The sequence below is a fragment of the Myroides sp. C1519 genome, assembly GCF_038039755.1.
GTDB classification, from domain to species: domain Bacteria; phylum Bacteroidota; class Bacteroidia; order Flavobacteriales; family Flavobacteriaceae; genus Flavobacterium; species Flavobacterium phaeum_A.
In genome coordinates, this window is sequence record NZ_JBBPHM010000031.1 from 1 (window position 1) to 22,172 (window position 22,172).

The 22,172-nt window shown below is 36.9% G+C and carries 12 protein-coding genes and 2 other RNA genes; 10 read left to right on the top strand and 4 right to left on the bottom strand.

The genetic code is table 11. The annotated features are described in order from the left end of the window. Window positions 1-410 precede the first annotated feature (410 nt). Entirely contained in the window at window positions 411-2,309 is a 1,899-nt protein-coding gene (gene dnaK, locus AABL81_RS12835) for a molecular chaperone DnaK (RefSeq protein WP_341341244.1), read from the top strand. A gap of 211 nt (window positions 2,310-2,520) precedes the next feature. Further along, on the top strand, window positions 2,521-2,817 hold the full coding sequence (locus AABL81_RS12840) for a hypothetical protein (protein WP_341341245.1): 297 nt from the start codon (window positions 2,521-2,523) through the stop codon (window positions 2,815-2,817). Window positions 2,818-2,843: 26 nt separating this feature from the next. Here AABL81_RS12840 and AABL81_RS12845 read toward each other — a convergent pair whose 3' ends face one another. Together AABL81_RS12845 and AABL81_RS12850 are read right to left on the bottom strand one after the other, a co-directional pair. Continuing rightward, window positions 2,844-3,632: a hypothetical protein gene (locus AABL81_RS12845; RefSeq protein WP_341341246.1), complete on the bottom strand. Its 789-nt coding sequence runs from the start codon at window positions 3,630-3,632 to the stop codon at window positions 2,844-2,846. Between the two features lie 253 nt (window positions 3,633-3,885). Next, entirely contained in the window at window positions 3,886-4,749 is an 864-nt protein-coding gene (locus AABL81_RS12850) for a DUF4595 domain-containing protein (RefSeq protein ID WP_341341247.1), read from the bottom strand. A gap of 311 nt (window positions 4,750-5,060) precedes the next feature. On the opposite strand from AABL81_RS12850, the gene AABL81_RS12855 reads away from it, so the two are divergent. Together AABL81_RS12855 and AABL81_RS12860 are read left to right on the top strand one after the other, a co-directional pair. Further along, complete coding sequence (locus AABL81_RS12855) at window positions 5,061-5,558, top strand: DNA-deoxyinosine glycosylase (RefSeq protein WP_341341252.1); 498 nt, start codon at window positions 5,061-5,063, stop codon at window positions 5,556-5,558. Continuing rightward, window positions 5,555-6,229, top strand: coding sequence for a DUF2461 domain-containing protein (locus tag AABL81_RS12860; RefSeq protein ID WP_158210478.1), 675 nt, complete (start codon window positions 5,555-5,557; stop codon window positions 6,227-6,229). The genes AABL81_RS12855 and AABL81_RS12860 overlap by 4 nt, the downstream gene beginning before the upstream one ends. Window positions 6,230-6,355: 126 nt before the next feature. On the opposite strand, the gene AABL81_RS12865 is transcribed toward AABL81_RS12860, so the two are convergent. Beyond that, window positions 6,356-7,453 carry a glutaminyl-peptide cyclotransferase gene (locus tag AABL81_RS12865; protein WP_341341248.1) on the bottom strand — a complete coding sequence of 366 codons (1,098 nt, stop codon included), beginning with the start codon at window positions 7,451-7,453 and terminating at the stop codon, window positions 6,356-6,358. An 88-nt stretch (window positions 7,454-7,541) separates the two neighbouring features. On the opposite strand from AABL81_RS12865, the gene ffs (AABL81_RS12870) reads away from it, so the two are divergent. The 5 genes from ffs (AABL81_RS12870) (at window position 7,542) to AABL81_RS12890 (ending at window position 18,018) form a co-directional block, all read left to right on the top strand. Continuing rightward, window positions 7,542-7,640, top strand: an RNA gene (gene ffs, locus AABL81_RS12870) — signal recognition particle sRNA small type. Between the two features lie 420 nt (window positions 7,641-8,060). Next, an RNA gene (gene ffs, locus AABL81_RS12875) (signal recognition particle sRNA small type) lies at window positions 8,061-8,159 on the top strand. 659 nt (window positions 8,160-8,818) lie between these two features. Continuing rightward, the gene (locus AABL81_RS12880; RefSeq protein WP_341341249.1) at window positions 8,819-13,894 is read left to right on the top strand and encodes a translocation/assembly module TamB domain-containing protein; all 5,076 of its coding nucleotides are present in this window, start codon (window positions 8,819-8,821) and stop codon (window positions 13,892-13,894) included. Further along, window positions 13,872-16,184: a translocation and assembly module lipoprotein TamL gene (gene tamL, locus AABL81_RS12885; RefSeq protein WP_341341250.1), complete on the top strand. Its 2,313-nt coding sequence runs from the start codon at window positions 13,872-13,874 to the stop codon at window positions 16,182-16,184. The genes AABL81_RS12880 and tamL overlap by 23 nt, the downstream gene beginning before the upstream one ends. A 409-nt stretch (window positions 16,185-16,593) precedes the next feature. Continuing rightward, complete coding sequence (locus tag AABL81_RS12890) at window positions 16,594-18,018, top strand: sigma-54-dependent transcriptional regulator (protein WP_158210482.1); 1,425 nt, start codon at window positions 16,594-16,596, stop codon at window positions 18,016-18,018. A gap of 438 nt (window positions 18,019-18,456) precedes the next feature. On the opposite strand, the gene AABL81_RS13575 is transcribed toward AABL81_RS12890, so the two are convergent. Beyond that, window positions 18,457-18,639, bottom strand: a complete 183-nt coding sequence (locus AABL81_RS13575) for a hypothetical protein (RefSeq protein WP_410505317.1) — start codon at window positions 18,637-18,639, stop codon at window positions 18,457-18,459. 182 nt (window positions 18,640-18,821) lie between these two features. On the opposite strand from AABL81_RS13575, the gene AABL81_RS12900 reads away from it, so the two are divergent. Then, window positions 18,822-21,791, top strand: a complete 2,970-nt coding sequence (locus AABL81_RS12900; protein WP_341341251.1) for a S9 family peptidase — start codon at window positions 18,822-18,824, stop codon at window positions 21,789-21,791. The last annotated feature ends 381 nt before the right edge of the window (window positions 21,792-22,172 follow it).

Sequence of the window (22,172 nt, forward strand, 5' to 3'; positions counted from 1 at the left end):
TTCTCATAAACGGGTATCTACACAAGGCAATGCATCTACACGTGTTGCCTATTCTAATGAAAACTTATCTACAGAAAGCACGGCATATACTCGTTATACAGCAAAACGATTGCCTCAATAATCGGTTTTTTTAACGTCAATATTCCCTGTTCTTAGTACAAAAGAGGGAAATCTACCGTTTATTGGTGGAATTTCAAGCAGATTGCTGTCAGCGTTAGACTGACGAAATGGGCTGTAATTAATGAAGTAATAGTAACAAAAATGACAATCTGACATATTAAAATGCGAGTATTTGTCTTAAAAGGCTGAAAAGTGTCATTTTTTTGTGTTGGCACAGAGATTGTTTAATAGTAACCGAGCTTGAAGCTCAGAAATGAACAAATTGTATAAAAATAAACTATAAAGATATTATGAGTAAAATAATCGGTATTGACTTAGGAACTACAAACTCATGTGTTTCAGTAATGGAAGGTAACGAGCCAGTAGTAATCCCTAATGCAGAAGGTAAAAGAACTACACCATCAGTAGTAGCATTCGTAGAAGGTGGAGAAATTAAAGTTGGTGACCCTGCTAAACGTCAGGCGGTAACTAACCCTACAAAAACAGTTTCTTCTATTAAGAGATTTATGGGAGAAAAATTCAGTGAAATTTCTAACGAAATTAGCGCTGTTCCTTACAAAGTATTAAAAGGAGACAACGACACTGCTCGTGTAGATATCGACGGACGTTTATATACTTCTCAAGAGATTTCTGCAATGACTTTGCAAAAAATGAAAAAAACAGCTGAAGACTATTTAGGACAAGAAGTTTCTGAAGCAGTAATCACTGTACCAGCATATTTTAACGATGCACAACGTCAAGCTACTAAAGAAGCTGGGGAAATTGCAGGATTAAAAGTAAGACGTATTATTAACGAGCCTACAGCGGCTGCGTTAGCTTACGGATTAGACAAAACAGGAAAAGACCAAAAAGTTGTAGTATATGACTTAGGGGGTGGTACTTTCGATATCTCTATCCTTGAATTAGGTGATGGTGTGTTTGAAGTATTGTCTACTAATGGAGATACTCACTTAGGTGGGGATGACTTTGACAACGTAATCATCAACTGGTTAGCTGATGAGTTTAACGCTGCTGAAGGTGTTGACTTACGTAAAGATGCTATGGCATTACAACGTTTGAAAGAGGCTGCTGAGAAAGCTAAAGTTGAGTTGTCTTCTGCTACACAAACAGAGATTAACTTACCTTATGTTACGGCTACTGCTTCTGGACCTAAACACTTAGTGCAAACTTTAACAAGAGCTAAATTTGAACAATTATCTGACGATTTAGTACGTCGTTCAATGATCCCTTGTGAGAAAGCATTAAAAGACGCTGGATTATCTAAATCTGATATTGATGAAGTAATCTTAGTTGGTGGGTCTACTCGTATCCCGAGAATCCAAGAAGAAGTTGAAAAATTCTTTGGTAAAAAACCACATAAAGGTGTTAACCCAGACGAGGTTGTAGCTATTGGTGCTGCTATCCAAGGTGGGGTATTAACAGGTGATGTTAAAGACGTATTGTTATTAGACGTTACGCCACTTTCATTAGGTATTGAGACTATGGGAGGTGTATTCACTAAATTAATCGAGTCGAATACTACTATTCCTACTAAAAAATCTCAAGTATTCTCTACTGCTGCGGATAACCAACCATCGGTTGAAATCCACGTATTACAAGGAGAGAGACCAATGGCTAACGATAACAAAACTATCGGTCGTTTCCACCTTGACGGTTTACCACCAGCACAAAGAGGAGTGCCTCAAATTGAAGTAACTTTTGATATTGATGCGAATGGTATTATCAAAGTATCTGCTACTGATAAAGGAACAGGTAAATCTCACGATATCCGTATCGAGGCTTCATCTGGATTAACTGAAGAAGAAATCCAAAGAATGAAAAAAGAGGCTGAAGCTAATGCTGATGCTGATAAAAAAGCAAAAGAATCTGTTGAGAAAATCAACGAGGCTGATGCTATGATTTTCCAAACGGAAAAACAATTGAAAGAATTTGGAGATAAATTATCTGCAAACAATAAATCTAACATCGAAGGTGCTTTAGAGGAATTGAAAAAAGCTTTCGAAACTAAAGATGTTGCTACTATTCAACCTGCGTTAGACAAAATTAACGAGGCTTGGAAAGCTGCTTCTGAGGAAATGTACAAAGCGCAAGCTGAAGGACAACAAGGTGGTGCTGAACAAGCGCAACCAAACCAAGGAGGTGCTGATGCTGATGGTACGCAAGATGTAGATTACGAAGAAGTTAAATAATCGGATATCCGACATTTAATTGTTATAAAGTGGAAGCCGAGTCTGTTATAGACTCGGCTTTTTTTGTTTACTTACTTTTTTGAGAGAAGGGTATGAGCCGAATAATTAAGCTATTCGGCTCATTATATTTTATAAAAGGACAGAAGTAATTTTTATTAGGCTGTTTTACTGAGAATTATTATTTTTATTCTGACTTTAAAATTGGTATCAAATGATGATAGCTACCGTTGTAGGGATATGGATAATGCAACTTGTACTGAGTGTGCTTTTAGACGCAAAGGGATTGCGATTATGGAAACACGCAGTAGTTGCACTAATCTTAGTGATGTATATCTTTGTGATACCGCCTTTGTTTTATCTTGATGTATTGCCTAATGGGCCACGTTGTGGTATGCCGGATTTAGGTATATTTATGTTTTTCTTGTTAGGAGGGGGAGGGTTGACTATTGTTACTCATTTCGTTTACCTTCTAATAGCGAAGAATAAACGAAATAAGGCAACACGATAGTCTTTATATAGTTTTAGACAGGGCTTTTAGTTAAGTCCCATATTCTGACGTCTATTCACTATTTCAAGCATATATTTCTCAATGTATGGTCTTGCTTCTTCTAAAGTAGCAATTCCTGGAAACTCAATAGGTGTAGCAGAGAAATATCCTTTCAATACGCTTACAGGTTCTCCGTTTCGCATAAATACAGATAAGGTATTGTCCACCTTTGGTTTGTCTCCTATTTGAATGCTGAAGTCGATTAAGCGTTGAGAACACAATTGTGCGTCACTCAATATCTCGTCTTCTGATTTTGTTGTTTTTGTAACCTCTGTAGCCAATCCTCGTACAAGAATAGTTGAGGTGTTTTCTTTTGGCAACTCTAAGAAAGGATGTCCCGGTTGTAAAGGTTTGTTTAGCAAACATTCGTCAGCCACTTCATACCAAAAGCCTTTAGCGATAACTTCAATAAATTGGTCGTGAAACTGGAAAATGTAATGAGAGTAATCTGTTAGCATTTCCGTTACGTTTCCACCAAATTCGTATTCTGTACCGTAGTGTTTTTTTTCGTAGTTGTAACGCTCTCCTAACCAAGAAGAGTTGATTATTTTGTATATCCAAACGACTTCGTCTGTAGCCGATGTAATGTTTTGTCCGAAAGGTAAGTATTCTCCTCTTGAAACCTTGATCGAGTCTAACCCTTGAAAGGTTACTCTTCCAAATTTATCGTTATCAGTTTCAAAATATATTCCGCTTAGTTTATCAGCGTAAATGACAGTAGGTGTTAAAACGTATTCGGGCGAAACCGGTATATAGATTCCTATTGCAAATGACATTTGTGGTGTATTTAATAAGTGTTTTTAAGTGGGGCAAATTTACTAATAATCCTTTATCTATGTGCGTTTGAGGCTGTTTTTGTGTATGTGGTTTGTAATGTGTTGTTTCATAGCTTACTGCTGTTTAAGACTTGAACAATAAACTCTTTTTAAGCATAATTTTACGTCTGTAAATGAGCAAAATAAGTTGTGATAACTAAAAAAAGTCCAACTAAATGTAGTTGGACTTTGCTTATGGTAAACTGAAATACGCTTAGTATTTGATGTCAAATGTGGTTGTTTCAGTTACGTTTTCATCTTTGTGGAATATTGTTCTCACCACTTGAGATACAGCTCCTTTTTCATTTAACTGATACGTATAAGAGAATCTTCTACGAGATGTTTCATATTGCTGTAATAAGTTAGGTGCTTTTACACCTAATAATCCCTGAATAGCAGCGTATCTTGGGTTAATGAAGTTAGGGTAACCTGCAATAAGTACGTTTAAATCAATATTGCTATTGTTTAAAACATCCGATTTTCTATAAGAATCTGATATATGTGTACGCCCTTTTGTTTTTAAAGGATTTCCTTCTTCCCAAATATACTCTTCAATATCGTGATTAAGGTCACTTGTATTTTCAATTTTTACAAGTTGGTTTAGCTCGTTGTATGAGAAGTCGTAACGTCTGTTCGTATCCTCTGTATCAGCTAAAGTTACCTTTAATGAGATGGCTTTTTTCTCATTTGGGGCTAAAGTAAATTCGTACACATCCTCTCCTTTAATTCCTTTTTGTGATACAAAAGCAGTTGCCTTTCCGTTGCTGTACACATAGCGAATATCCTCAGCACCAAAAGAAGGGCTTGTTTTTAATCCACTTACAGTGTTTAAAGTATTGTCAGCATTGTAAGTGAAAACAGTTTTTGAAGTTGTTACGTTTCCTGCTTTGTTATTGGTAATTTGAATTTCTCTTACCAAGTCAACTTGTTGTGTTTTTGTAGGAGGAGCGATAGGTGCTGATATAGGTGCTCCTTTGTGTGGCTCTGGGTTTACGATGTTGTTATCATCTCCTTTACTACAGCTTCCTAAGGTTAATAACATTGTCAAACCAAAGAAAAATAATTGTTTTTTAATCATAGCGTAAATATTAAGTTTTTGTTTTGTTATTATGTTGTTTTATACTTTTAATAGATGTTATTGTGCTATATGTTGGCTTTTTATCTATTAAAGTGTGTTTTGTTTTTATTTTGCGCAAAATTATTTATTTCTCTTTTTAGTTATAAAAAACACTATGAAAATTATAAAAATTTTAACTCATCGTGTTGATTGATAGTTTGTTCGTTGTTTTGTGTTGCCAATGTTTTACGTAGTTTGTCTTATTTTGGCATATTATTTCTAAGATGTGTTTTTTTTGGGGACTATTTCAGAAAACACCTATCTTTATCGGTATGAAGAATGAAATGCGTATTGCTTCTTTTGAACCGTTGATAGGTGATAATGCTACTGTTCTTGTGCTTGGAACGATGCCCAGTGTGAAGTCGTTAGAGGGACAAGAGTATTACGGCAATAGACAAAATGCCTTTTGGCCTATCTTATTTGGGGTGTTTGAAGAAGAAATGACTACTGATTACGAGCTAAAGAAGGAATTGTTAAGACGACACAGAATTGCGTTGTGGGACGTTTTGCAGTCGTGTGAACGGGAAGGAAGCTTAGACAGTAAGATCAAAGGAGAGGTGCCTAATGATATTGTGGGCTTGCTAAAAGTGTATCCTACAATAAAAACCATTGTATTCTCCAGTCAAAAGGCAGCACAGTATTTCAAAAAGTACATTGGTACCATAGAAGGTATTACCTTTGTAACAATGCCATCGCCCAGCGGGGCTAATGCAAGGATGAGCTTGCAAGACAAATTAAATCATTGGAAAACACTTAAATCATTTATATGAAGTCGCTACAGAAAGAACACTTAGATTTTTTGGTAACGCTTAGTCAGAATAACAACAAGCCTTGGTTTGCAGACAATAAACCGTATTTCGACAAGCTATTTGCAGAGGTGAAAGACTTCTTTAAAGAGGTGTATGAAACGATGCAACAGCACGATGGGGTGGATTTGTTTCACGTTCATCGCATTTATAGAGATGTGCGTTTTGCTAAGGATAAAACACCTTATAAAACGTATTTCGGTTTACACTTAGGACGTAATAAACCGTTGTTAAGAGGAGGGTATTACATCAATATTGAGCCAGGAAAGAGTTTTGTTGGTGGTGGTTTTTGGGAACCTAATAAGGAGGACTTATTGCGTATTCGAAAGGAGATTGAAATGGATGATAGTGAGTTGCGCGATATTATTAAAGACAAGCGTTTTCAAGCGTATTTTGGCGATTTAGTAGGTGAGGAATTGAAAACTTGTCCTAAGGGATTTGACAAAGAGCATCCTGCCATTGACTTATTGCGCAAGAAGCAGTTTTTGGTTATGCGTTCATTTACAGATAAAGAGATATTAAAACCGGGTTTTGCGGATGAAGTGATTAAAACGTTTGAGGCAATGCGTCCGTTTTTTGACTATATGTCGGATGTGCTAACCACTGATGTAAACGGGGTTAGCTTGTATGAATAGGGGATTGTACGCCTGATGCCAACTGTGTTAATTTTGATTATTAGCAACAATAACTCAAGTATAAAAGAGCAAAAAAAAGCCTCAATAACAAATCGTGTTATTGAGGCTTTTTATATAGGAAATAATCTATTTAATGATTTCGATTTCAAACATCTTATCCCAGTTTTTACCTGTTAAGAAGAATGTTTTTGTTTGCGGATTATAAGCTATTCCGTTTAAAACATCGCGGTCTTGGTGATACGTTGTCTTGTCTAATAATTCTTTCACATCAACAATCGCTTCTACTGCTCCCGTTTTTGGGTTGATAATAGCAACTGCGTTTTGACCGTAAACATTTGCGTAGATTTTACCATCTACCCATTCTAATTCGTTTACTCCTTGTACAGCCGTTCTGTTAATGTAAACTTTGATTTGGTCAACCTCTGTAAATGTTTCTGGGTCCACTTTATAAATCGTTTCATCACCACCCGTCATATATAAATGCGTACCGTCATTTGTCAATCCCCAACCTTCCATATTTTTGAAGTAAGGCAATGTTTTTATTTTCTCCAATGTTTCAGGATTATACACATAAGCCTCCTTGTTTTGGTAAGTCAATTGGTACAGTTTATCGTTTAAAATAGTACACCCTTCACCAAAGATTTCCATTGGCAACTTGTGTATTTTTGTTACTTGTCCTGTTTTATAATCAACGTGGCGAACACTTGACACACCTTTTTTACCAGTACCTTGGTAGTTGATAGCCGTTCCACCACCTTCACCATTACCAGTACTTTCAATCATTGTACCCTTGTAAAACTCCAACCCTTGTGTGTAAGCTTCTTGATCGTGCGGATAGGTATTTACTATTCTGTATGAATAAGCAACCGGCGTAACAGGAGAAGTTACCTCAATCTTAGTAGTCACCTCTTTTTGTTGTCCGTCAGCATACGCTATTCCTTTGATGATTGTTTCGCCCAATTTCTCGTTTGCTAAGTTGTAATTCAGCCCCTCATTATTCTTTGCAGTAGCTATTTTTTTGTCGTTTAAATAGTAAGCAACAGAATCAATTTCGGCGTTATCAGTTGTTTTTAATGACAATTTTAGGTCTTCATTTCCTGCATAAAGTTGTTTTAAATGCGTCGTATCAATAGAAAAAACATTTTTCTCTAAATTTTTATTGTTCGAACAGCTCATTAAAACAAAGCCTAAGGCTATGGGAAATAGAATATTATAATTTTTCATCCGTCTTTTTAATTTTAATACAATATACAAATCTTATCGGAAAAGTAGAAAAGACTTGCAGAAATATAAAATGGTTGTATATTTGCAGTGGCAAGTCCTACGCGACCAGCTCCTGCAGACTCCTCCAGGGTGGGAACGCAGCAAAGGTATGTGGTTGTAGCGGTGCGACGTAGGTAGCTTGCCATTTTTTTATTATCTCAGTTAATCTCCATTAGGGAGATTTTTTTGTTTTTACCCCTTTCCAATTGATAACCGAAATATGTTATCTTGTTTTCTTTCTTAAAAAAACATTCACTACTTTTTATTGTTTGATAGTCTTACGGTTTTTAGCGTATTACTTTATTGGCTTTTTCAAAAAAGGGCAATTAGCGAATTTTTTAGGAGTATATCCTAATAGAACATAAGGTAGTTTTTAATGATAAACGATTGTTTTTAGATTGACCACTTGGCGTATTTATTACCAAATACGGGCTTTTTTGACTATATTATCTACAATCCAATATTTTTTTTAACCCTTGATTTTCTTGAGGTAGAGGGAGTTACTTTTTTATTTGTACGATATTTTCAATTTTGTTTTCATTACTCCAAAATGGTTGTATATTTGCAGTGGCAAGTCCTACGCGACCAGCTCCTGCAGACTCCTCCAGGGTGGGAACGCAGCAAAGGTATGTGGTTGTAGCGGTGCGACGTAGGTAGCTTGCCATCTTTTTATTATATCAGTTAATCTCCATCAGGGAGATTTTTTTGTTTTTACCCCTTTCCATTTGTGCTTATAACCGCAAAACTCTACTATTCTTTTTAGCGTTACTTCTAATATAAAACAACCTCTTTTTATGAGGTTAAACAGGTCTTAAAGCCGTATTAATACAGGGTTGTTTGACTCATATCCCACAGTGCTACCACATTACTACCACACACCTTCGAGAAAAAGGCGTTTTTCCGAACTAATCTGGTACTTGTGTGGTAGATGTCTCGAACATAGTCCGTTTAAAACTCGGCTTAAAGGTGTTTAAGGTTACAAGCGCATTCCAAAGTGTTATTTTTCAAATCTTCGGGTATTTCAATTTTATTTATTATTTCCTCATTAAGGAGATAGATCATTAGTGAACTAAAATTAGTACTAACATCACGATAGCAATGTTGTCTTGCTTAGTTTAATCGAGGTATGTGTTAATTTGTATTACTTGTTATATCTTTAAATGGTTGTAGTTTATTCTCAAATAGTGATTTTTACTGTGCGAATTATAAGACGTTGTGCTTGTTCGTTTTTCATTGCTAAAAAAAAGGAGAATTATTTTAATTTAAACAGCGATAAACACTATAAATGGGATGGTTTTTGTTATTTTTGATGTTAAAAAATAAACGTTGGGGAAATTATCTATAAAAATTGGGAAAATCATAGGGTGGATATTCGTGTCTGTCCTTGTTTTACTGCTATTAGTCATTGTTGCCATTCAAGTTCCTTATGTTCAAAATAAGGTGAAGGATGTTGCCATTACTTTTGTGCAAGATAAGATTGGTACGCCTGTGCACTTAGATCGCATTGAAATTGCTTTCCCTAAGAAAATTGTTGTGAAAGGACTTTACTTAGAGTCGCAACAAAAAGACACGTTACTATACACAAATTATTTGGGGGTTGATATTAGTTTGTTTAAGCTAATCTCAAGCACTGTTGATGTGAGTAAGGTGGAGTTAGATGATTTTAAAGCGAATATTACCCGCGATAGCTTAGGAAAGTTCAACTTTGATTATATTATTGATGCTTTTGCTTCTGAAGACGATAAGGAGGAGGAAGAGAGTGGGTCAATGAAAATTGAGGTGGGAGAAATCAACCTGAGCAAAGTACAATTGAGTTTTCATGATGAGTATGACGGACATCATTTGAAGTTTGGGTTAAACAAATTCATTACGCGTTTTAAACAATTCGATTTAGACGAGATGAAGTTTGCTTTGCCTAAGATTGCTATCGATGGAGTGGACGTTGATTATAAGAAATTACCTGCTTCTTTGGCAAGTATCGAAAAGGCAAATGAGGTGGTGATCGCGGAGGCGAGTGAGGATACGCCTACTGCTTTACCTACGCTTAATTTGGGTACAATTACCTTGAGTAACAGTAAGGTTTTATTTGATGATGCAGACAATAAAATGTATGCTAAATTAACTCTTGGCGAGTTCTTAGCGAGTTTTGACGGTCTTGATTTGGTTAATCAACAGATAGATATCAACGAGATAAAACTGGACGATACAACGGGTGTTGTTCGTTTGTTGCCTAATAAAGAGGCTAAAACTGCTGAAAAGAAAGAGGACACTACTACTGCTGAACCTGCTGCTGAGGAGGTGAAAACAGAGGAGGTGCCTTGGAAATTGGGTATTAAGGAATTAGCGTTGAACAAGATTAACGTGAAATATGACGATTCAAACGTGAAACCAGTGGCGTTTGGTTTAGACCCTAACCACATTGAAATTACGGATTTGAACTTCAAGTTGAAAGACTTCCAGTTTTCTTCGACGAATATCGTGGGTAACTTAGAACGCTTTTCTTTTAATGAGCAAAGTGGACTAAAATTAGACAATTTTAAGACGTATTTCTTGTACGGTGAACAAACGGCTTTTATTAAAGATTTTGTTCTTGAAACGCCTAATACACACATAAAGTCAAATATTATTTTAAACTATGTTGATGTTAATAAATTAGTGGATGATATTGCTAATATGTCGATTGACGCTACTATTGAGGATTCTCATTTAGGATTACAAGACGTGTATTTAGCAATGCCTACTGTTTTTGATGAGGCTGGTTTGAAGGGAATGAACAACAAGACGTGTACGTTTGATGCAAAGGTAAAAGGGGTGGTTGACGACCTAACGATTGATAAATTAATGGTTACTGGTTTGCAATCTACTGTGCTTAATGTGCAAGGGGGAATTAAAGGATTACCAGTTCCGGAAAAGACAATCGTTGATTTAAAAATAAACAAAGTACAAACATCGGCTAAGGATATTATGGGGGTAGCGCCTAAAGGTGTGGTTCCTGATAATATTCAGATTCCTGCTCATATGACTTTAAACGGTTTTGTGAAAGGGGGAATGCAGGCTATTCAAACCCAATTGGCGTTGAAAACAACGGCTGGTAATGTGGATTTGAAGGCTTCTTTAGACCAACGTAGAAAGGGAAAAGAGAAGTATTCGCTATTAGCGGACGTGAAAGAGTTGCAAGTGGGTAGTTTGATTAAAAACGATTCTATTGGCAACTTAACAATGCGTATTCAAGCGGATGGAACGAGCTTTGAACCTACTTCTGCTAATGCTACTGCTGTGATTGATGTGGCTAAAGCGGAGTTTAATGGGTATACGTATAACAATCTTAAAGTGGATGGTGCGGTTGAAAACGGAAAGTATAAGGTTACTTCTGTGAACAATGATCCTAACCTGACTTTTGACTTGCAAGCGGATGGAGTGTGGACAGAGCAAGGGATTAGCTTGAATATGTTGGGTGATTTTAAACATATCGACTTACATAAGTTACATATCGAAGATAAACCTGCCGTGTTCTCTGCGGTGGTGGATGCGAAGATGAATAACGTAATGCCTGATGATTTAGACGGACAATTGCGTTTGAAAGACGTGAACTTTATTTCTGCAGAACGCGCGTATTCGCTATTGCCAATTGAGCTGACAGCAACGGCTAAGGAGGCGTATAGAGAGATGAACTTGACTTCTCAGTTGATTGATTTCAACATCAAAGGGGAGTATAAGTTGACGGAATTAGGTGATAAGATTGGAAAGACAATTGCGCATTATTTTGATAGCGATGGCGAGGTAGAAAAACCAGTTAAGGAAGAGGAACATAAAGCCGATAACCAACATTTTACGTACACGATTAACGTAAAGGATAATCCGATTATTCACAAGATAGTTCCTGAGTTAACGGATATTAAACCGATTGCGTTTAGTGGAAAATACGATGCTGATTCAAACTATATTAGTTTAACAGGGAATATTCCGCTTTTGAAATATGGCGATAATGAGATTACAAATATTAGTGTTGATGTAAAACCATATTATACTGCATTGGGGTATAGCTTTAGTGTAGAGCGAATTGCCAATGCGAGTATTGGGTTAAGACGCTTGAACTTGAAAGGGGCTGTACAGGATAACAAATTGGCGTATGACTTGAACTTGAAAGATAGTGCGGGTGCGTTGTGTTATGTTATTTCGGGTGAACTGGCAATGAATGAAAAGGATATGGTGATGAAGTTGTACCCAAATGGGTTTATGCTTGATTACGCGAAGTGGGATGTGAATCCAGATAACCGTTTTGTGATTAAACCAGAAGGGTTCTATGTGAAGGATTTCGTATTGACACAAGGGAAAAGTGCCCTTATCATCGAATCAGAGAAAGAGAAAGTGAATAGTCCGCTTAGTATCAAGTTTAGCGAGTTTAGCATTGAAACGCTGACTAAAATGGTGAAGAAAGACGTGCTATTGGCAAGTGGTTTCATCAACGGTGAGGTGAATTTGAAAGACTTGACAACGGATATGCGATTTGTATCTGATATTGATATTCGCGACTTACACGCAATGGAGATTGCAATGGGTAATTTACACGTTGGTGTGAAAAATGAAAGTGCGAGCAAGTTCTTAGCAGATGTGGTTTTAGAAGGAGGCGACAATAGAATTGAGTTAGACGGATGGGCAGATGCAGATACTAATGAGATGAGTTTAGACATTGATTTGGCTAAGCTTCAAATGGATGCTTTTGAGTATTTTGCAAAGGAACATATTTCAAATGCTGAAGGGTATTTTAACGGGAAACTGAATGTGGGTGGTAAGTTTGATGATCCTCGTGTTTTAGGGGCATTGAACTTCAATAACATTGGGTTACACGTAAATGACTTGAATGCGGATTTTAAAAATATTAATGAAAAGATATCGTTTACAAATAGGGGTATTGAGCTGGATAAGTTTAGTATCACAGATGTGGATGGTAACTTATTAGTGATCGATGGTCAGATATTGACTAAGGCGTACCAAGACTTTAAGTTTAATTTGTTGATTACAGCGTTAGACTTTAAAGCGGTTAATTCAACCGTGAAGGACAACGATATGTACTACGGAACATTGGTGTTTGATACGCGTATTTCGATTCAAGGTGATTTGAATAAACCTGTGGTTACAGGGGGAATTGAGATTGGTAAAAAGACCGACTTTACGTTTGTAATGCCGCAAGAGGATCCGAGTATTGCGGATAGAGAGGGAATCGTAGAGTTTGTTGATCAAGAGAGTTTGCAAGTGGCGGAGATGAAGAAGTACGAGGATGATTTTAACAACTCTGCTTTGAAAGGATTGGATGTTTCTTTGGCTATTAAAGTGGACAAAGATGCGGCTTTTACAATGGTGATGGATAAGTCAAGTGGAGATAAGATATTGCTGAAAGGAAATGCTGACTTAGTTGGAGGGATTGACCCGTCTGGTAAGGTAACATTGGCTGGTAGATATGAGTTCTCTGAAGGAGCGTACGACTTGTCTTTTAATATGCTAAAACGTCGTTTTGAGGTTGAAAAGGGTAGTTATATTATTTGGGCAGGTGATCCTACTGATGCTACGTTGAACTTAACGGCGATTTACGAAACAAGTACAGCGCCTATGGACTTGTTAGGAGGACAGTTAAGTGGTCTTTCGCCAACGCAACAGAATATGTACAAACAGCGTATTCCGTTCCAGGCTCTTTTGAAAATGGAAGGGGAGTTGTTGAAACCAGAGATATCGTTTGACTTGCGCTTGAAAGAGGGCATTACAAGTGTTTCTGGTGATGTGATTAACAACACAAAAACCAAGTTAGAACAGTTGAGAACGAATGAGTCTGAAATGAACAAGCAGGTGTTTGCCTTGTTGTTGTTAAACAGATTTATTGGTGAGAATCCGTTTGAAAGTAGCGCGGGTGGAATGACAGCAGGGGCTATGGCACGTCAGAGTGTGAGTAGATTGCTTTCAGATCAGTTGAACAACTTGGCGAGTAATCTTATTTCTGGAGTGGAGCTAAACTTTAACTTGGAGTCAAGTGAGGATTTCTCATCTGGAAATAGAGAGAATAGAACGGATTTAAACGTGGCAGTTTCTAAGCGTTTGTTCTCGGATAGACTTAAAGTAACGGTTGGAAGTAGTTTTGAGGTAGAAGGAAACCAACGTCAGAATGAACAGGCAAATAATATTGCTGGGGATATTGAGTTAGAGTATGCGTTGTCTAAAGATGGGCGTTACCTAATGCGTGTGTACCGCAAAAATAGATATGAGGTTGCCTTACAAGGGCAGATTGTAGAAACAGGGGTAGGATTTATTATAACGATGAGTTACGAGAAGTTTAAAGAGCTATTTGAAAATTCAAGAGATAAAAGACAATTAAAAAAACGACTGAGAGATGAAGTTAAAGATGAAAAGTAGGTTTACACATATTTTAGCAGGTGGTGTTGTTTTTGCTTTTTTGTTTTCTTGTAGTGCAACACGTCATTTAAAAGAGAACGAATATTTATATACAGGGGGAAAGATTATCATAGAGAGTGATAGCTTAAGCAAGAGTCAGAAGTCGGAAATGGCAGATGGCTTGCAGGGCCTATTACGCCCTATTCCCAATTCGTCTTTTTTAGGAATGCATCCAAAGTTGTTTTTCTACAATTTAGGGGGTAACCCAGATAAGACTAATAAATTGAGACGATGGTTGAGAAACAAAATGGGGCAACCGCCTGTGTTGATTGACCAAGTAGATATGGACCAAAACCGCGCTATTTTATCGAATAGGTTAGAGAATCAAGGGTATTTCAACGTTGAGGTATCGTCTGACTCTGTGGTTGTCTCTGAAAAGAAAAGACGTGTAGATTATACGATTGTGCCTAAACAACAGTACAAAATACACGAGTTTACTTTTGCACAAGACTCGACTGAATTAAACAAATGGCTGACTAAGGCAATGCGTTTTACGCGTTTAAGAAAGGGGAGAGCATACGATTTAGACAATATCAAGGATGAACGTGTTCGTTTTGACAATTACCTAAAGAATAAAGGATACTACTTTTTTAGTCCAGACCACCTGTTGGTTCAAGTGGATAGTACGGTTGGAAAACACGAGGTGGACTTGCGTTTGAGAGTAAAAGACGCAACGCCAAAGTTGGCATTGGAACCATACACCATAGATAAGATTTTTATTTTTTCAGATTATACGCTGGAGGACAAGAATATTAAGGAGCAATTAGAAACGGCTAAGGAGTACAAAGACTTCTTGATCGTGGATCCGAAAGAAAAGTTTAAGCCTTCTATTTTTGACCATACCATTCACTTAGAAAATGGGGAGACGTATAATAGAAATGACCATAATTTATCGCTAAACCGATTGGTGAGTTTAGGAGTGTTTAAGTTTGTGAAGAATCAGTTTGAGATTTCAGATACGCTAAACCACAAGTTGAATGCTTACTACTTCTTAACACCAGACAAACCTAAGGCCATTCGCCTTGAGTTGCTTGGAAAGACAAACTCAGCAAGTTATAACGGTGCGGAGCTTAACTTGAATTGGAGCAATAAAAACTTCTTTAGAGGTGCTGAGGTGTTTTCAGTTTCTGCTTACGGTGGAGCGGACTTTCAAATGTCGTCTACAAACAAAGGTTACAATGTTTACAAGGCGGGGTTAGAAGCGAGTTTAACGTGGCCTAAGATTATAGCGCCATGGGATTTTAAGTCGGCAAGTGCGTATATTCCAAAAACAAGAGCTGTATTAGGAGGGGAGTATTTACATAGAACACAGTTGTACTCATTGAAGTCGTTTAAGGCATCGTGGGGATATTTGTGGAAAGAGAATGCTTACAAAGAACACCAGTTTAACGTGATTGAGGCGAATTATGTAAGCCCGGGTGATGTTACTGATCTATATAAAGAATACGCAGAGGGTAATCCTTCCTTACAGCGTATTTTAGACAAGCAGTTGACATTTGGACCTACTTATTCTTACACGTTTACCAATACAGCACGTCAGTTTAAAAAGCATACGTTCTATTATAAAGGATCGTTGGACTTATCAGGAAATATCACAGGATTACTGATGGGGGCAAACGTAGATAAAGACAAAGAGAAAAGTGTATTAGGGGTTCCGTTTAGTCAATATGTGAAAACAGAACACGACTTTAGACATTATTTGAGGTTGAGTAGAACGTCTCAATTAGTGAGTAGAGTGCACGCTGGAATTGGTGTAGCGTACGGAAATTCAAAGAATATGCCTTATACTAAGCAGTTTTTTGTAGGTGGGTCTAACAGTATTAGAGCCTTTAGAGCAAGAACTCTTGGACCAGGTAACTTTGATCCAAATACAACAAATAGCAAGTTTATTCCAGACCAATCAGGAGATATGTTGCTTGAGATGAACTTAGAATATAGAAAGAAATTGTTTAGCATTGTACACGGAGCACTATTTGTAGATGCGGGTAACATATGGAATTTAAACGATGTGTCTGACAGACCAGGAGGTAAGTTTAGTGGTAATTTCATTCACGATTTTGCCGTAGGCGCAGGAGCAGGTTTGAGATTTGACGTTACTTTTTTGGTATTGCGACTTGACTTTGCTTTCCCATTGCGTATCCCTTACAATAAGTCAGGTGAGCGTTGGGTTGTTGACGATATACGATTTGGAGATAGCCAATGGCGAAAAGATAACCTGATGTTTAACTTCGCAATTGGGTATCCATTCTAACAAGTGTGGAAACATTACACAATATAATCCCCCGTTTTCTGTGGAAAGCTGGGGATTGCTTTTTTGTGGAATATCGTAAGTTGTTGATAATTAATAAAATAATTAAATAAGGTGATAGAATGAGAAAAATGGCACAATATTTACTATTATAATTAACGTAAGGTGTTATTAAAAAATGAAGATTAGCAATAATCTTCGGCTTTGAAAAAGAAAATAAAGTGTTTGTTTAAAAAATTATGTTATCGAAAGGTAACAGGTTAGATCGTTAGTAAGGTGAAGAAGAGAAATCTTCTGGTAAATAGGGAGCTTAGGCTCCCTTTTACTGTTTATATAGGTAAAAGTGATGAAGCAGTTGGTTTGTGAGTAATAAAAATATTAAATTTGCGATTAGGACCTAAAAATAGAAAATATGAGTCACAAGATTCTGGTTATAGATGATGATGTTCCTTTTTGCGAAATGCTAAAAACTTTTTTAACTAAAAAAGGGTATAAAGTATCCAATGCTTTTAGTAGCGCGGAGGCCGAGCAATCTATTGATAAAGAGTGCTATGATATTGTTTTAACGGATGTTCGTTTGCCTGATAGTAATGGATTAGAATTGTTGAAATATATTAAATCGCATTGTCCAACAGCACAAGTTATCTTGATGACAGGATATACTGAGATTAAAACGGCTGTAAATGCAATGAAATTAGGCGCATTTGATTATGTTGCCAAACCAATTAATCCGGATGAAATCTTGATGACAATCAAACAAGCACTTGAGCGTAAAGCAAGTATAGAGCGCGGGGAGGTTGTTACAAGTAAAGCAAAGGTAAAAACGACAACTGCTAAAACTACTTCTGAAACGACTGACGATACAGAAGAGGAGTTAGATTACGTTAGAGGAGAGAGTAGTATTTCTAAACAATTACACGAGTATATCGACTTAGTTGCACCAACAAATATGTCTGTTTTAATTATCGGAGATAGTGGTACAGGTAAGGAGAATATTGCCCATTCAATTCACTTAAAGAGCAAGCGTAAAGACAAGCCGTATATCGCAGTTGACTGTGGAGCTATTCCTAAGGATTTAGCGTCAAGTGAGTTTTTCGGACATATCAAAGGTTCGTTTACTGGCGCTGTTACGGATAAAGTAGGACACTTTGAAGCGGCTAATGGCGGTACGATCTTTTTGGATGAGGTAGGTAACTTATCGTATGAAGTGCAAGTGCAATTACTGCGTGCTTTGCAAGAGAGAAAAGTGAAACCTGTAGGAAGTAGCAATGAAATTGATGTGGATATTCGCGTTATTGCAGCTACTAATGAGGACTTGCCAAAGGCGGTTCGCGAAGGAGAATTTAGAGAGGACTTATACCACCGTTTAAACGAGTTTGGTATTGTTGCTCCAAGATTAGCAGATAGAGGTTCTGATATATTAATGTTCGCTGAGCATTTCTTAGAAGAGTCGAATCACGAATTAGAAAAACAAGTGAAGAAGTTTTCTTCTGAAGTAGAATGTGTTTTCTTAACATACGATTGGCCTGGAAACTTGCGTGAGATGAAAAACATTATCAAGCGTTCTGTTTTATTGACAAGAGGTGAGGTTATTGAAAAAGACGTTTTGCCACAGGAGATTTTAAATCCGAGAGCAGAGACAAGTGTTGTTACTTCATCTGTAAGTAATGATGCTCCAGAAGACGATTTAAAGCTGTTTTCATCAAGAAATGAAGAGCAAGCTATTCGTACAGCTTTAGAGAAAGTAAAGTTCAATAAAACGAAAGCTGCACAAGTTTTGGGAATTGACAGAAAAACACTTTACAACAAAATGAAGTTGTACAATATTGAGCTTTAAGACGATATTGACTAATCTGATTATATGTGAGGATTATAGATAAAAATAGAACAGCAGTAAGCAAATGTTTACTGCTGTTTTTTTATACTCTTTTTTCAGTGAAAGTCATTCGATAAGAGGAGGACTTCTTTTTAGGTGTTATTGTAATAATGAGTAGTTTACTGTTAATACTTGTCAGTTTATAAGGTGTTGCGCAGTGTTCTGCTTAAAATTACAAGGCGACAGTCTATGATTCTTGTGTTTTCTTTTTACCTTTGCAGTTATAATACGGAACAAGAGAACTATGGATATTCAAACATTGATTCATCAGAATTTAGATGAGCTGTTTTACTTAGCAGATAAGAAAGAAATTTTAAATACTGATTTAGTAGTTAAAATCGGAGCTTACGTTGGTGCTGCTGTTTTGAGAGGGCGTTTTGCTGATCAGAAAGAAGTAACTCAAGAAGAGGTAAATGGTGTATTTGGTATTATTGGTGATTTTTGTAAAGCGAGTTTCGGAGGTAGAAGCTTCTCAAAAGTACACTTTAAAAAGATGACTAAATTAGCATTGGAATTGATGCAAGAAACAACTTTTGACAATGATGTTGAAGCGTTTTTAGCAGAATTAAAGAAATAAGTAATTCACTTATAATAGGTGTTTTAAGAAAAGGGTGTCGTTATTGATACCCTTTTTTTTGTGGTTTATTGTAGCTTTTTTATGGGTATTTCGAGCCACTAAAACTTAGTGTATGAATGTTAATATTAGTGTTTTCTTGTCAAAAGTGGAAAAATAAGGTAACTTTCACACTCCTAACAAACATAATATGAAATTCAAACAAACAATTCAATCAAAGCAGACAGGTAAAATGAGTACGCTTTTAAAGCAACTTGGACTTGGTGTTTTTGTATTGAGTACACTTACGACACAAGCACAAAAGAAGCCACTTGATCATTCTGTTTATGATGGTTGGCAAAATATAGGAGCGAGAGCTTTCTCTAATGACGGACAATGGGTTTTGTATGCTGTGAATCCACAGGAAGGCGACAAAACACTTTATATAGAAACGACAGATAAATCGAAGAAGTTAACTGTAAATAGAGGAGAGAAGCCTGTGTTTACAGGTGGTTCTGATTATTCTGTCTTTGCAATTAGACCGACGTTTGCCGACTTAAAAGCGGTGAAAACAAAGAAGAAGAAAGAAGATGAGATTGCAAAGGACTCATTGGGTATTTACAACTTAAAAACGGGAGCATTAGTAAAATACGCTAATGTTAAGTCGTTTAAAGTACCTGAGAAAAAAGGGGCACACTTAGCTTACCTTTTAGAACCTGTGAAAGACACAGTAAAGTCTAAAGACAAAAAGCCAGCTAAAAAAGCGGGTAAAGATACTCCGTTAGACTTGGTGTTGGAAAACCTACAAACAGGTGAAAAGATTACGTATAACAATGTAAGTGATTACTACTTTGATAGTGAGGGACAGTATTTAGTGTTTGTAACAAAGGATCCAAATGCTAAGAAGAAAGAGGATAAGAAAGACGACGCTAAGGAGGAAAAAACAGCTGAAACAACAGAAGAAGTTGCAGTTGTAGTTAACGAAAAAGAGGAAGACAAGAAAAAAGAGGAGGTTGTTGAAGAGGCAAAAGGTCCTTTTGGTGTGTTCGTTGTTGATTTAAAAACAAAGAAAGTAACAACTCTTTTGGAAGGAAAAGGGAAGTACACACAGTTTTCTTTTGATGATAAAGGAAAGCAGTTGGCTTTTGTAGGTACTGAGGATGAAGAGAAAGTATTGGTTAAAAAGTACACGCTTTATTACAGTGATTTGACAAAAGGGGCTACGGTTTTAGCAAATGACAAAACAAAGGGAATGCCTGCTAAGTGGGTATTGTCTGAAAACTATAAACCGAGATTTAGCAAAAACGGGCAACGTATGTTTATTGGTATTGCGCCAGAACCGATTGCTAAGGATACAACGCTTATTGCTGATGACCACGCGATAGTGGATATTTGGCACTTTAACGAAGATTACGTGCAACCACAGCAGTTGGCTAATTTAGATAGAGATTTGAAAAAGTCGTTTATGGCTTCAATGAACTTGAAAACAAAAGCGGGTATTGTCGCTTTGGCTAATGAGCGAGTGAATAGTACGCAATTGGTAGATGAGGGAAATGCAAACATCGTTTTCTCAAGTTCTGACTTCGGAAATAGAGTTTCTACACAGTGGGATATTTCTGGGGTACGTTCATACTATATCGTTGATGTAAATACAGGTAAACAAACGGAGGTTGTGGCTGATTTACCTGGTTCAGCACGTATTTCTCCAAAGGGGAATGCCGTAGTGTATTACAACAATGCAGAAGGTAATTGGTATGCTTATGACGTGAAGTCAAAAGTAACGAAACAACTAAATAAAGGGCTTAATGTATCGTTTGCAGATGAAACATTTGATATGCCTGATAATGCGTATTCTTATGGTATTCAAGGGTGGACAGACAACGATGAGTCTGTTTTAATTCGCGACCGCTTTGATATTTGGGAGTTTTTCTTGTCGAGTAATAAAGCGCCAAGAATGGTTACTAACGGATACGGACGTAAGAATAATATCGCTTTTGACTTGTTAAATGTAGAAGATGATAAACGTTCTTTCAGTAGAAATGAGCAATTAATCTTAGCTGCTTTTAATGAGAATACAAAAGAGGCGGGGTACTTTACAACGGAAGTGAAGAGTGCGAAAGCACCACAATTGGTTACAATGCAACCTTATAGTGGTTTTAGCTCGTTATTTAAAGCAAAAGACGCGGCTGTTTATGGTTATTTAAAAGGATCGTTTACAGAGTCTAACAACTTATACATCACTAAGGATTTGAAAAATGCAGTGCAACTAACAGCTATCAATCCACAACAAAGTGAGTATAACTGGGGAACAAATGAGTTAGTTCATTGGACTACACCTAAGGGGAATGAGGCAACGGGAGTGTTGTTTAAACCAGAGGATTTTGACCCAGCGAAGAAGTATCCGATGATTGTATACTTCTACGAAAAGTTGTCTGACAACCTACATCGTTATGAGTCGCCAGCACCAACGCCATCACGTTTGAATATTCCGTTTTTTGTAAGTAATGGGTATTTAGTGTTTACACCAGACGTTAGTTATGTTGACGGACATCCGGGTAAATCAGCAGAGGAGTATATCAACTCTGGGGTTGAGTATTTGAAAAAGAACAACTGGGTGAATGGTGATAAAATTGCTATTCAAGGACAAAGCTGGGGTGGTTATCAAGTGGCACACCTTATCACGGTTACAGATATGTATGCTGCAGCGTGGTCAGGAGCACCAGTGGTAAATATGACATCAGCCTATGGAGGTATCCGTTGGCAAAGTGGTATGAGTCGCCAATTCCAATATGAGAAAACACAAAGTAGAATTGGTAAAACACTTTGGGAAGGGTACGACTTATACGTTGAAAACTCGCCTTTATTCAATATGCCAAATGTGAAAACCCCCGTGGTAATTATGCACAATGACAACGATGGAGCTGTGCCGTGGTACCAAGGAATTGAAATGTTTATGGCTTTACGTCGTTTAGGAAAACCAGCTTGGATGTTGAATTACAACGGAGATGAGCACAATTTGATGAAACGTCAGAATAGAAAGGATATCCAAATTCGCCAACAACAATTCTTTGATTATTATCTAAAAGACGGTAAAGCACCGGTTTGGATGGTAAAAGGTGTACCTGCTACAATGAAAGGAAAAGATTGGGGATTTGAACTTACTGATGAACAAGTGAAATAATCCATTATTATAGTAAGAAAGGGCTATCTACAAGTGATGTAGATAGCCCTTTTTTTGTTTTGTGTAAAACGTGAAACGTAATGCGTGAAACGTAAAACGTAATGCGTCTAAACAAAAACATCATAAATCAATCAATGCATAAAAACTCGAAATGTCATTACAAACGAACATCACAATTTAACCGATGCATAAAAACCCGAAATGTCATTACAAATAAAAACATCACAATTTAACCGATGCATAATAACCCGAAATGTCATTGCAAACGAACATCACAATTTAACCGATGCATAAAAACCCGAAATGTCATTACAAACAAAAACATCACAATTCAATCGATGCATAAAAACCCGAAATGTCATTATAAATAAAAACATTACA

Coding starts and splice junctions, on each gene's coding strand:
- dnaK (WP_341341244.1), top strand. CDS start 411: ATGAGTAAAATAATCGGTATTGACTTAGGAACTACAAACTCATGTGTT.
- AABL81_RS12840 (WP_341341245.1), top strand. CDS start 2,521: ATGATGATAGCTACCGTTGTAGGGATATGGATAATGCAACTTGTACTG.
- AABL81_RS12845 (WP_341341246.1), bottom strand. CDS start 3,632: ATGTCATTTGCAATAGGAATCTATATACCGGTTTCGCCCGAATACGTT.
- AABL81_RS12850 (WP_341341247.1), bottom strand. CDS start 4,749: ATGATTAAAAAACAATTATTTTTCTTTGGTTTGACAATGTTATTAACC.
- AABL81_RS12855 (WP_341341252.1), top strand. CDS start 5,061: ATGAAGAATGAAATGCGTATTGCTTCTTTTGAACCGTTGATAGGTGAT.
- AABL81_RS12860 (WP_158210478.1), top strand. CDS start 5,555: ATGAAGTCGCTACAGAAAGAACACTTAGATTTTTTGGTAACGCTTAGT.
- AABL81_RS12865 (WP_341341248.1), bottom strand. CDS start 7,453: ATGAAAAATTATAATATTCTATTTCCCATAGCCTTAGGCTTTGTTTTA.
- tamL (WP_341341250.1), top strand. CDS start 13,872: ATGAAGTTAAAGATGAAAAGTAGGTTTACACATATTTTAGCAGGTGGT.
- AABL81_RS12890 (WP_158210482.1), top strand. CDS start 16,594: ATGAGTCACAAGATTCTGGTTATAGATGATGATGTTCCTTTTTGCGAA.
- AABL81_RS12900 (WP_341341251.1), top strand. CDS start 18,822: ATGAAATTCAAACAAACAATTCAATCAAAGCAGACAGGTAAAATGAGT.